Annotated in this window: 13 protein-coding genes and 1 tRNA gene; 10 read left to right on the plus strand and 4 right to left on the minus strand. The window is 66.5% G+C overall.

Going from position 1 to position 10,879, the window contains the following annotated elements:
* Positions 1-261 (plus strand): hypothetical protein (locus tag BGO20_RS06585; protein WP_299857125.1); only part of this gene is annotated, 261 nt, incomplete at its 5' end.
* Between the two features lie 517 nt (positions 262-778).
* On the opposite strand, the gene BGO20_RS06590 is transcribed toward BGO20_RS06585, so the two are convergent.
* Together BGO20_RS06590 and BGO20_RS06595 are read right to left on the minus strand one after the other, a co-directional pair.
* Positions 779-1,225, minus strand: a complete 447-nt coding sequence (locus tag BGO20_RS06590) for a hypothetical protein (protein ID WP_291660882.1) — start codon at positions 1,223-1,225, stop codon at positions 779-781.
* A gap of 223 nt (positions 1,226-1,448) precedes the next feature.
* Positions 1,449-1,526: transfer RNA gene (locus BGO20_RS06595), tRNA-Pro, on the minus strand.
* Between the two features lie 270 nt (positions 1,527-1,796).
* Here BGO20_RS06595 and BGO20_RS06600 point away from each other — a divergent pair.
* The 7 genes from BGO20_RS06600 to BGO20_RS06630 all read left to right on the plus strand — a co-directional run bounded on the left by BGO20_RS06600 (position 1,797) and on the right by BGO20_RS06630 (position 8,178).
* A complete protein-coding gene (locus tag BGO20_RS06600; protein WP_465246015.1) occupies positions 1,797-3,089 on the plus strand; it encodes an alanine racemase in 1,293 nt (430 codons plus the stop codon).
* A gap of 7 nt (positions 3,090-3,096) precedes the next feature.
* The gene (locus BGO20_RS06605; RefSeq protein ID WP_291660885.1) at positions 3,097-3,756 is read left to right on the plus strand and encodes an amino acid ABC transporter permease; all 660 of its coding nucleotides are present in this window, start codon (positions 3,097-3,099) and stop codon (positions 3,754-3,756) included.
* 15 nt (positions 3,757-3,771) lie between these two features.
* Positions 3,772-4,422: an amino acid ABC transporter permease gene (locus tag BGO20_RS06610; RefSeq protein ID WP_291660887.1), complete on the plus strand. Its 651-nt coding sequence runs from the start codon at positions 3,772-3,774 to the stop codon at positions 4,420-4,422.
* Positions 4,409-5,137 (plus strand): amino acid ABC transporter ATP-binding protein, encoded by a 729-nt coding sequence (locus BGO20_RS06615; RefSeq protein WP_291660888.1) that lies wholly within the window; start codon positions 4,409-4,411, stop codon positions 5,135-5,137. The genes BGO20_RS06610 and BGO20_RS06615 overlap by 14 nt, the downstream gene beginning before the upstream one ends.
* Before the next feature lie 41 nt (positions 5,138-5,178).
* On the plus strand, positions 5,179-5,973 hold the full coding sequence (locus BGO20_RS06620) for a transporter substrate-binding domain-containing protein (RefSeq protein WP_291660890.1): 795 nt from the start codon (positions 5,179-5,181) through the stop codon (positions 5,971-5,973).
* A 98-nt stretch (positions 5,974-6,071) separates the two neighbouring features.
* Entirely contained in the window at positions 6,072-7,100 is a 1,029-nt protein-coding gene (locus tag BGO20_RS06625) for a succinylglutamate desuccinylase/aspartoacylase family protein (protein WP_291660891.1), read from the plus strand.
* Between the two features lie 25 nt (positions 7,101-7,125).
* Positions 7,126-8,178 carry a LacI family DNA-binding transcriptional regulator gene (locus BGO20_RS06630; protein ID WP_291660893.1) on the plus strand — a complete coding sequence of 351 codons (1,053 nt, stop codon included), beginning with the start codon at positions 7,126-7,128 and terminating at the stop codon, positions 8,176-8,178.
* A gap of 59 nt (positions 8,179-8,237) precedes the next feature.
* Here the strand turns inward: BGO20_RS06630 and BGO20_RS06635 are convergent, their stop codons facing one another.
* Positions 8,238-8,861: an alpha/beta hydrolase gene (locus BGO20_RS06635; protein WP_291660895.1), complete on the minus strand. Its 624-nt coding sequence runs from the start codon at positions 8,859-8,861 to the stop codon at positions 8,238-8,240.
* 79 nt (positions 8,862-8,940) lie between these two features.
* Positions 8,941-9,873, minus strand: coding sequence for a ring-cleaving dioxygenase (locus BGO20_RS06640; protein WP_291660897.1), 933 nt, complete (start codon positions 9,871-9,873; stop codon positions 8,941-8,943).
* Between the two features lie 226 nt (positions 9,874-10,099).
* On the opposite strand from BGO20_RS06640, the gene BGO20_RS06645 reads away from it, so the two are divergent.
* Both BGO20_RS06645 and BGO20_RS06650 read left to right on the plus strand, forming a co-directional pair.
* Positions 10,100-10,525 (plus strand): DoxX family protein, encoded by a 426-nt coding sequence (locus BGO20_RS06645; protein WP_291660898.1) that lies wholly within the window; start codon positions 10,100-10,102, stop codon positions 10,523-10,525.
* A 97-nt stretch (positions 10,526-10,622) separates the two neighbouring features.
* A partial coding sequence (locus BGO20_RS06650) for a LysR family transcriptional regulator (protein ID WP_465246006.1) occupies positions 10,623-10,879 on the plus strand: 257 nt, incomplete at its 3' end.

Genomic DNA, 10,879 nt, shown 5'->3' on the forward strand with positions numbered 1-10,879 from the left:
CAAGGCGACGATCGACCAGGCGAAGCCGCTGCCCGCCAAGGGCCCGGCCGATGCGACGATGCCCCGCTAGACTTCGAAGCAGTCGATGCCGTGAGTAACGGCAACGCTGGCGATGTTGTCGCGCAGGTTTATCGGTTTCAAAATTGGCTTTTGCAGAATGGCGGACATCTTGTTGGCTCGGAGACAGCGATTGCTCAAGCCACGTCGGCCACGAACATTATGGCAATGAGCAATGAAATGCGGGCGGTCCTAGTTGAATAAGGCCGGATGTCTGATGAGGGCTCAGACTACGTCGTGCGGGCGGTACGAGACGCGATTTCGGCTTCGAAGCGGCCGCTCGAAACGAACGGAAAATAACCGCCGGTATCGACTGGGCCCAGTTAGTCATCTTCATGGCGTCGGTCACGCGATTTCCATCAGAATTATAGGCAAAATCGTAGCCCACCGTGCCCCGCCACTGAATCATACCGCGGCCTTTCGTGCGGTCGCGCGATAACTGAACCCGATTTGTTCTGCGCGGGGGGGGGCGGGTATGTGTCCCTCTCCCGCTACACACCCCCGAAACCGCGCATCATGGCAGGCGCAACAGTCCCACGAACGCAAACGCCTTGGCAACTTTCAGCGCGCCCGCCCCGAAGCAAGACAGCGATGCGATTCCGACCAACGTGCAGAGGGCGACCAATGCCACCGAAGCCGTATCCCAACGCTCGAATGCCTTGTTCACAGTGTCGGGATCTTCCGGGCCAAAAAGGTTGTTGCCCAATACATTATTGGAGGTCTAACCTTCATTGAAATGCGTCGCTTTGAAAGCGAACCACTGAAGATAAGCCATCCCTGCCAGTGCGACCGCGAAGATCAGGCCAGCTAGAAAAAAGTTCATGCCAAGCTGCAGCTTGGCGGTAAAGGCCGGAAGGAACATCCTGGGGATGGCGTCTGTCTTGGAATAGAGCCCGCCGAGCAGCGTCAGCAGAGCTACGATTGCTCCGCCATTCAACAAGACTGCATTGCGAATAAAGGCTTTGCCGTGATCAGCGGCAACGTTGAGCGCCGCGAGGCGCATCGCGTGGTGGTGCTGGGCGAAGAGCTTCTGCCCCTCTTTGCCGTTCGCATAGTCGGTCGCTCGTAGCTTTCGGCCTTGCTCGCGCAACTCCGCCCTAATGGCGAAAAACTCCTCTTCGCTCTGGGCTTGATACATGGGGTCCGGAGGAAGCTTGTTGTCGGTCAAGGAGCGATCCTGCCTTGGAGGGGTGCGCTTAACCTTTCCTAGCCAGGAGCAGTTCGGCAAGGCCTTCGTGCGCCTGACGCGACGCGCGATTCGGAGAACGTCCCCTGAACATTTGTCGGGACTCTGTGTCCCGAACGGTGCATTTCAGCCCCGTTTCGTTCCCAAATATTCCAGAGGCCGGCGATACCGCCAGCCTCCAACTATTTGATTTTAAAGGGCTTTATGGTCGGAGCGAGAGGATTCGAACCTCCGACCCCTTGTCCCCCAGACAAGTGCGCTAACCGGGCTGCGCTACGCTCCGACGGATCGGCTTATAGTGGCGGGTCGCCTCGGATGCAATCAGCTTCGGAAGGCTCGCGCGAGAACTTTCTGTTCATCGCCCGCTCGAAGGCCGGCCGAAGGCGTCATCACGATCTGGCCCTGCTCCCGACCGTCCCAGGCAGCAGCTCTCGCCGGAGGCATGACCGTCGCGGCAACAGCTCGAAGATGTGGACCAGGCAAATGACAACGTTGTCATGACAATTATTCGATGCTAAGCCGCCTTAAATCGCAGGGATCGTGCCGCATGCAGATGAGTGATGCGAAGGGTGAAGCCGTCCTGGACGCCACGTTTCGCGGGGTGCCCTTCGCGGCCCCGACGCCGGCATCGCGCTTCCCGCAGGCGGGACTCCGGCCGAGCCACGGCGATCTGGCGCTGCCGGCCCTGACGCTCGGCGAGGCCGCACTGCGCGCCAACCGCGCGCTGTTCTTCCGCTATCTCGCCGCCCATGGCGCCGAAGTCGCCCCCCATGCCAAAACGCCGATGTCCCCCGAGATCGTCGCCGAGTTGCGCGATGCCGGAGCCTGGGGCGCCTCGGTCGCCAATATCCAGCAGGCAGCCGTGCTGATGCAGTCTGGTGAGCGGCGGCTCCTGCTCGCCAACCAAATCGGCGGCGGGACCGCCGGGCGCCGCCTGGGAGCGCTGCTTGCCGCCTATCCGGATGTTGAGCTCTCGGCCTTCGCCGACAGCCCGGAAGCGGTCGCGACGCTCGCCATCGCCGCCGAAACCGGCGGCCGGACAGGCCTGCCAATCCTCGTCGAGATCGGAGACGGGCGCGCCGGCGCGCGCAACGATGCCGCCGTCGCTGCCGTCATCGCCGCCGTGCGCGCAGCCGCCCCGCGCCTGCGCCTAGCGGGCGTCGCGACCTATGAGGGGGCCGTGGCGGGCCCCGACCAAGCCAAGACGCGAGCCGCCATCACCCGGTTGATGGCGCGCACGGCCGCCTCCTTTGCCGCCGTCCGGGCTGCGGAACCGGACACGGAGCTCATCCTGAGCGCCGGCGGCTCGGCCTTTTTCGATCTCGTGATCGCGGCCCTGTCTCCAATCGTCGCCGCAGATGGCCGGACGACGCTGCTCCTTCGCAGCGGTGCGATCTTCTTCGCCGATCACGGCGTCTACGCGAAGGCTTTCGCCGCGCTCGACGAGCGTGGCGGCCTCGTCATCGGAGCGGAAAAGCTCAAGGCCGCCGAAGCCTTCCGCCCGGCGCTGCGGCTCTGGGCCGAGGTGCTGTCGCGGCCGGAGCCAGGGCTCGCCATCGCCGGCTTCGGCATGCGCGACGTCTCCTTCGATCAGGGCCTGCCGGTGTTGCTCTCCATCTACCGTGACGGACAGGAGCTCGCCGGTGCAGCCGACGGTATCGTGGTCGAGAAGCTCAACGACCAGCATGCGTTCCTGCGCCTGCCGCCGGAGAGCGGGCTCGAGGTCGGGGACGTGCTTTGCCTCGGCATCTCCCATCCCTGCACCTGCCTGGATCGCTGGCGTCTCGTCTTCGGCCTCGGCGAGGACGGTAGCGTGACGCGCGTCCTGCGTACCCATTTCGGCTGAGGCGGGCATGAATTTTCAGCAGCTCTGGCGCTATCAGGACCAGTTCGTCGAAGGGGCGCTGATCACGCTGGCGCTGACATTGATTGCGGCCGTGGTCGGGCTGGCGATCGGCGTCGCCGGTGCAGCCCTGCTGCGCGGCGGCGCGAAACCGGTCAGGCTGGCGGTCCGCTCCTATATCGAGATCTTCCGCAACACGCCGTCGTTGATCCAGATCTTCCTGATCTTCTTCGTGCTGCCGGCGGCCGGGCTGAAGCTGCCGGCCTTCGAGGCGGCCGCGGTGGCGCTGAGCTTCTATTTCGGCGCCTATGCCATCGAGATCGTCCGCGCCGGGCTGGATTCGATCCCGAAGAGCCAGGTCGAGGCGGGGCAATGCCTCGGGCTGACGCGCTGGGAGGTCTTCCGCCACATCGTGCTGCCGCCGGCGCTGCGCAACGTCTACCCGGCCTTCACCGCTCAGTTCGTTCTGCTGCTGCTCGGCACCTCGCTCGCCTCGCAGGTCGCAGCCGGCGAGTTGTTCCATGCGGCGAGCTTCATCGAGAGCCGGACCTATCGCAGCTTCGAGGTCTATGCGGTGGTCTGCGCGATCTATTTCGCGATGGTGATCGCGTTCAAGGCGCTCTTCGCCGTCATCGGGCTGGCCGCCTTCCGCTGGCCGATCAGGCGCTGAGGGAGAGCAGGCACCATGCGTTCCTTCGGCTTCATCGATCTTCTTTCCTTCGTCCACGCACTGCAATGGACGGTCGTCCTGGTGCTGGTCGCGCTCGCCTTCGGCGGCCCGCTCGCGCTGCTGCTGGCGACGACCCGCACCAGCCGCTTCGCGCCGCTGCGCTGGCTCGCTGCCGGGCTGATCCAGCTCATCCAGGGCGTGCCGCTGCTCGGACTCCTGTTCTTCTTCTACTTCGGCATGCCGGTCTTCCTCGGCATCGAGGTGCCGGCGCTGGTCGCGGTCGGCATGGCCTACACGCTCTATACGGCGGGCTTCCTCGGCGACATCTGGCGGGGCGGCATCGAGGCGGTGAAGCCGGCGCAATGGGAGGCCGGCGCCTGCCTCGGCCTCACCACCTGGCAGCAGTTCCGCCACATCATCGGGCCGCAGGCCCTGCGGATGTCGCTGCCGCCGACCGTCGGCTTCCTAGTCCAGCTCATCAAGGGCACCTCGCTCGCCTCGATCGTCGGCTTCGTCGAGCTCGCCCGCGCCGGCCAGGTGGTCAGCGCCGCGACGTTCCAGCCCCTTCTCGCCTACGGCATCGTCGCCGCGATCTATTTCGCGCTGTGCCTGCCCCTGACTCTCTGGTCGCGCACCCTGGAGGCCCGTCTCAATGGCGCTCGTTGAAATCCGCGATGTCCGCAAGAGCTTCGGCCAGGTCGAGGTGCTGAAAGGCGTTTCGCTCGACGTCAAGGAGGGCGAGATCGTCACGATCATCGGCCGTTCGGGCTCGGGCAAGTCAACGCTGCTGCGCTGCATCAACGCGCTGGAGACAATTGATTCCGGCTCGATCACCGTCGAGGGACAGGCGGTCAGCGCCGGCATGGCCAATCTGCGCCAGTTCCGCCAGCGCGTCGGCATCGTCTTCCAGGCTTTCAACCTGTTTCCGCATCTCACCGTCGAGAAGAACATCACGCTGGCGCCGTTGCTGACGAAGAAGATCGGCAAGGCGCAGGCGCGCCCGCTGGCGCTCGACGTGCTCGGCCGCGTCGGCCTCGCCGACAAGATCGACGCTTGGCCGGAACGGCTCTCGGGCGGCCAGCAGCAGCGCGTCGCCATCGCCCGCTGCCTCGCCATGGCGCCGCATCTGATGCTGTTCGACGAGGTCACCTCGGCGCTCGACCCCGAGCTCGTCGGCGAGGTGCTCAAGGTGATGGAGGACATGGCCCGGCAGGGCATGACCATGGTCCTCGTCACCCACGAGATGGGTTTCGCCCGCAACGTCGCGAACAAGATCGTCTTCATGCACCAGGGCAAGGTCTGGGAAGAGGGGCCGCCGGCCGAGCTCTTCGCCAATCCCAGGACGCCCGAGCTGCGCAGTTTCATCAACTCGGTGAAGTAGCCGACGTCCAAGGCTGCACGAGACCTCAGAGGAGAAGACCCATGTCCCTGTTCAAGACCATGATGGCGGGGCTCGTTGCCGCCGCAGCGCTCGCCGCCCCCGTCGCGGCCAAGGCCGACAAGCTCCAGGATGTCCTCAAGGCCGGGAAGCTGCGCGTCGGCATCCTGACCGATGCCGCCCCCTGGGGCTTCAAGGACGCCAAGGGCGAGATCGCCGGCCTCGACGCCGACATCGCCAAGCTGCTCTCGGACGATCTCGGCGTGAAGCTCGAACTCGTGCCTGTCACCGGCGCCGCCCGCATCCCGAGCCTGCTCGCCGACAAGATCGACGTGCTCGTCGCCGGCCTCGGTGCCACGCCCGAGCGCGCCCAGCAGATCATGTTCTCGCAGCCCTACGCGGTGGTGAACCTCGGCGTCTACGGACCGAAGTCGATCCCCGCCGCCACCGGCAAGAAACCCGACAACCTCAATGGCAAGACCGTCGCCGTCGCCAAGGGCACGACGCTCGACCTCTGGCTGACCGACAACGCGCCGGGCGTGAAGGTCGTGCGCTTCGAGGACACCCCGGCGGCCATCGCCGCCTATCTCGCCGGCCAGGCCGATACCTTCGCAGAGAACAGCGCCATCGCGGTCAAGGTGATGGAGCAGAACCCCGGCAAGGAAGTCGAGATGAAATTCGTCATCCGCCAGTCGCCGGCTCATATCGGCGTCCGCCAGGGCGAGCAGAATCTGCTGAACTGGCTCAACACCTCGATCTTCTCGAACAAGCTGAATGGCAAGCTCGGCGCGCTCCAGCTCAAGTGGTTCAAGGAAGAGCAGACCCTGCCGACGCTCTGACGCGCCGATAAAACCCTTACTCCTGCCGACCACCGGGCGCTTCTCGCCCGGTGGTCTCCGTCGGCCCCTCGCAGGCCGGCGCGCGCCCCGAGGCTCCCATGCATACCGGTCTCTTCCACGCGCTCGACTTCGCCGCGAACGGCAAGGCGATCAGCCATCTCGGCATCCCCTTCTCGGTCGACCGCTCGCCCTATTTCCAGGTCAAGGTGCCGGTCTGCCGAATCAAGAACGGCGACGGGCCGCGCGTCCTGCTGATGGCCGGCAACCATGGCGACGAATATGAAGGCGAGATCGCGTTGACGCGCCTGATCCGCCGGCTCGATCCCCGCCAGGTCCGTGGCGAGATCACCATCCTGCCCTTCACCAACGCACCGGCGGTCTTCGCGGCCAGGCGCCGCTCCCCGCTCGACGAGGGCAACCTCAACCGTGCCTTCCCCGGCGATGCCGGAGGCACGCCGACTCAGCGCATCGCGCATTTCCTGGAAACCGAGCTGTTCCCTCGGCACGATGTCGTCTTCGACCTGCATTCGGGCGGCACCTCGATGGCGCATCTGCCTTGCGCGCTGATCGAACGGCAGGGCAGCCCGGAGATATTCGCGCGCGCGCTCGCGCTGATGGACTCGCTCGGCATGCCCTATGGCTTCGTGGCAGAAAACGGCGCGGCGGCGCCGACATCGATGGCGGCGGCGGCCCGTGCCGGTGCGATCGGCATTTCCGGCGAGTTCGGCGGCGGCGGCACCGTCACGCCGGAGAGCATGGCGCTCACGCAGCGCGCCGTCGACCGGTTGCTCATGACGCTCGGCAGCATCGCGGAACCGATCCTCGGCGCACATGAACCGATCGAGCGGCCCATGACGCTGCTCGCGCTGCAGAGCCATGAACAGGCGATCTACGCGACACGGCGGGGCTGGTTCGAGCCGGCGGTGGATTGCGGAGCGGAGGTCGCGGCCGGAACGCTGGCGGGCTGGTATCATGACTTCGGTCGCCTCGAGCTGAACGAGGACGAGTTGCGCTTCGCGGTGCCCGGCGTGGTGATCTCGCGCCGGTTGCACAGCGACAGCGAATCCGGCGACTGCCTGATCCAGGTCGGTCGCCGTCTGGATCGCGCCGCCTTTGGATTGAGCTGAGACGGCGTGTCTGACGGGAGGGCGAATGTCGGCGACCTATGACGACGTCTTGCGCGTCAGCGGACATGCGGCTGCGCCCCGCCCCGCGGCAAAGGCCCTCCGCATCGAGGAAGTGGCGCAGATCGCCGGCGTCTCTCCGATCACGGTGTCGCGCGCACTGCGCCAGCCGGAGAAGCTGAGCGAAAACACCCGCCGCAAGGTGCTCGCAGCGGTCGCCCAGACCGGCTACGAATCCAATCCGCATGCGCGGGCGCTGCGCTCGGGCCGCTCGACGCTGGTCGCGGCCTTCGTCTCCAACATCCTCAGCCAGCAGTTCGGATTGGCGATCCAGGGCCTGGCGGAGGAAATCGAGGCAGACGGCTACGAGCTGATGATCGGGCAGACCTCGTATTCCTATGCGAAGGAGGTCGCGATGATCCGGTCGCTGCGCAGCCTGCGGCCGGCCGCAGTGATGTTCACAGGCGTCATCGAGCTTGAGGAGAACCGACAGGCATTGCGCGAGCTCGGCATCCCGATCGTTGAAACCTGGGCCTTTCCCCGCGATCCGATCGACATGCTGGTCGGCTTCTCGAACGTCGATGCGGGCGCCATGGCTGCCCGGCATCTCGCGGCGCAAGGCTATCGGCGGCTCGCCTTCATCGGCCGCAGTGGCGGCCGCGGCGCGCTGCGCCTGCAGGGGTTCCGCGCAGAAGCGGAGCGCAACGGGCAGACGCTCGCGCGGGTCGAAACCGTGGAGGACGTCCGCAACATCGCCGACGGACGAGCCGCCCTGACACGGCTGCTCGCCGGGGGAAACAAGGTCGACGCTGCCTTTTGCGCGAACGATCTCCTGGCGACCGGGGCCCTGATCGAGGCCCGGGCCCGCGGCCTTGCGATCCCCTCGGATCTCGCCATCCTCGGATTCGGCGACAACGACACCGCCGGCGAGATCGCCCCCGGGCTGACCACGATCAGCATGGATGCCCATGAGCTCGGCCGTAGGGCCGGCGCCTTGCTGCGCGACCGCCTCGGCGGACGTGAACCGCGGCAGCCGCTCCAGAATCTCGCACTGCATCTCATCGTGCGCGGCAGCACGTAAGGGCGCTGCGGATGGAACGCGAGGCACAGGAGCCATCCCCCTTGCCTCGCTCGAGCGGTTCAGTGGCGAGCCAGCCAGTCCGTCAGCAAGCCGATATCCGCCTGGCTCAGGCCGTGCCCTGCGGGGAGGCTGCGCTGCTCCACCGCAGCACCGTTCTTCGCGAGTAGCGCCGCCAGCCCGGCCGAATCGGCCGCAGGGACGATCGGATCGAGCAGGCCGGAGAGCAGGAGTACGGGCTTGCCGGCCAGATCCGCTGACGCGGGATGGCGGAAGGGGGTCATCGCGCGCAGCAGCGCCGCGCCGGCCAGGGCCTGCGGCCGCAGGAGCAGCAGGCTCGCTGCGATATTGGCGCCGTTCGAGAAGCCGACGGCGATCGGCGCCGGCAAGCCGTAACGGGCCCGCGCCTGCTCGATGAAGTCGCCAAGCTCATGCGTCCGGCGGATCAGATCCTGCTCGTCGAAGACACCTTCCGCCAGCCGCCGGAAGAAACGCGGAGCCGTTCCTTCCAGCACCTTGCCGCGCGGCGAGAGCAGGCTCGCGCCCGGCGCGACCGCACGGCCGAGCGCAAGCAGATCGCGCTCGTCACCCCCGGTCCCGTGCAGGAGCAGAAGCGGCTTGCGGGCCGGGTCGGCGCCCGGCTCGAAGACATGAATGAAGCCGGTATCGGCATGGGTTTGCGTCATGGATCGTTTCCCTTCGAAAAGCGGAGAGGCCGCCCTGCCCCCGCTGGCGGCAGGCAGAGCGGCCCCGGTTGCGCCCGGCTCAGTCGAGCGCTGGCAGAACGGCCTCGATCTGGGCGCGATGCGCCTCGAGCCCGGGCGGCAGCTTGAGCGCGCGGCCGAGCTCGGCCGCCGGCTCGTCGACGGCGAAGCCGGGTATGTCGGTCGCGATCTCGAACAGAACGTGGCCGGGTTCCCGGAAGTAGACCGAGCGGAAGTAATTCCGGTCGCGCTGCTCCGTGGTCCGGATGCCGTGGTTCTCCGCAAGGCGACGCACCATCCCGTCCTGGGCCGCATCATCGGCGGCCCGGAAGGCGATGTGGTGCACCGAGCCTGCGCCCTGCCTGGCCGGCAGGAAGCCGCCCGCAACCCGCAAGTCGACGACGCCGCCCACCTTGGTGCCTTCGGCCGCATAGCGGATCAATGTCCCTTCGCGGGCGGCTTCGGCGAAGCCGAACACGTCCGTCAGGATCGCCGCCGTCGGCGCGGCATCGGCCAGGAGCAGGCTGACGCTGTGAAAGCCGCGGATCGCGTTCTCCGATCCAATGCCTCCATCGGTCCAGTACGGCTCGGCCTCGACGCCGGGCAGCCCGACGAGAGCGAGACGCATGCCATCGGGATCGCGGAAGCTCAGCACGGTCTCACCGAAGCGCTTCACCGGCGCCTCATGCGGCACGCCCTGCTCGACGAGCCGATGCGTCCAGAACCCGATCGCCCCTTCCGGAACACGAAACACGGTCTCCTGCGTTTCGCCGACGCCGAGCCGCCCCGGCGCAGCATGGTCCCACGGAAAAAAGGTCAGGATCGAGCCAGGCGCGGCATCGGCGTCGCCGTAATACAGGTGATAGGTGCCGGGATCGTCGAAATTGACGGTCTTCTTGACCAGCCGCAGGCCGAGCACGCGACCATAGAAGTCGAGATTGCGGCGGGCAGGCCCGGAAATGGCAGTGACGTGGTGAAGTCCGTTGATCTGCATGACGACGATCCTCCGCGTAAGAGATGATTCAGGAGGACGCCCCCGGTCGATGACCGGCAGGGCGGCGTCCCTTGCTGGCCAAGAGATTGGCGATGCCGGCGCCAAAAGCCAGAGTCAGAACATTGCACACGCGCAATGATATTATAGGAAAATCACAATTTGAATTGCAGAAGATCCGTGCCGATCCTGATCTCCGACAGCAACCCGCTTCATCGGAGAACCCGCCATGATCGATACCCGCCTCGCCCCTTACGGCGCCCTTGCCCTGCGCATCGCGCTCGGCGTCATGTTCATCGCCCACGCCTATCTCAAGCTCGTCATCTTCACTCCGGCCGGCTTCACCGGCTATCTCGGGCAGGTCGGGCTTCCCGGCTTCCTCGCCTGGCCGATCATGCTGGCCGAGCTGTTCGGCGGGCTCGCGATCCTGCTCGGCTTCTACAGCCGCTATGTCTCGCTGTTGCTGGTCCCGCTGCTGCTCGGCGCATTGTCGGTCCATGCCCCGAACGGCTGGGTCTTCAATGCTCCGAACGGCGGTTGGGAATATCCCGCCTTTCTCGCCCTGGCGGCTTTCGCACAGGCCCTGATCGGCGACGGCGCCCTCGCCATCCGCCCGGCCCGCCCGGCCCTCGCGCCGCAGGCCGCTCTCGCTTGACAGGCGCCGTGCGGCAATCGAAGCCGGACTACGCCCGGCACCGGCCAATCGCCGGTGCCGGTCTTGACGCGGCTCTGCCGCGCCGGAAACTGAGATCATGACCCGCGCCCCGCATCCATCGGCAAAATCGCTCTCCTGGGACGATTTCCGCCTGATCAAGGCCATAGCCGACAGGCGCGCGCTGCCGGCGGCGGCTGCCGCTCTCGGCATCAATCATTCCACGGTGTTCCGCCGGCTCGGACAGATCGAGGATGCGCTTGGCGTCCGGCTGTTCGAGCGCCACCGCAGCGGCTATGTGCCGACACCGGCGGGCGAGGAGATGGTCCAGCTTGCCGGCCGTGTCGACGACGACAT

The organism is Allobosea sp. 67-29, assembly GCF_001898115.1.
Lineage (GTDB): Bacteria > Pseudomonadota > Alphaproteobacteria > Rhizobiales > Beijerinckiaceae > Allobosea.

Coding starts and splice junctions, on each gene's coding strand:
- BGO20_RS06600 (WP_465246015.1), top strand. CDS start 1,797: ATGAGTGATGCGAAGGGTGAAGCCGTCCTGGACGCCACGTTTCGCGGG.
- BGO20_RS06605 (WP_291660885.1), top strand. CDS start 3,097: ATGAATTTTCAGCAGCTCTGGCGCTATCAGGACCAGTTCGTCGAAGGG.
- BGO20_RS06610 (WP_291660887.1), top strand. CDS start 3,772: ATGCGTTCCTTCGGCTTCATCGATCTTCTTTCCTTCGTCCACGCACTG.
- BGO20_RS06615 (WP_291660888.1), top strand. CDS start 4,409: ATGGCGCTCGTTGAAATCCGCGATGTCCGCAAGAGCTTCGGCCAGGTC.
- BGO20_RS06620 (WP_291660890.1), top strand. CDS start 5,179: ATGTCCCTGTTCAAGACCATGATGGCGGGGCTCGTTGCCGCCGCAGCG.
- BGO20_RS06625 (WP_291660891.1), top strand. CDS start 6,072: ATGCATACCGGTCTCTTCCACGCGCTCGACTTCGCCGCGAACGGCAAG.
- BGO20_RS06630 (WP_291660893.1), top strand. CDS start 7,126: ATGTCGGCGACCTATGACGACGTCTTGCGCGTCAGCGGACATGCGGCT.
- BGO20_RS06635 (WP_291660895.1), bottom strand. CDS start 8,861: ATGACGCAAACCCATGCCGATACCGGCTTCATTCATGTCTTCGAGCCG.
- BGO20_RS06640 (WP_291660897.1), bottom strand. CDS start 9,873: ATGCAGATCAACGGACTTCACCACGTCACTGCCATTTCCGGGCCTGCC.
- BGO20_RS06645 (WP_291660898.1), top strand. CDS start 10,100: ATGATCGATACCCGCCTCGCCCCTTACGGCGCCCTTGCCCTGCGCATC.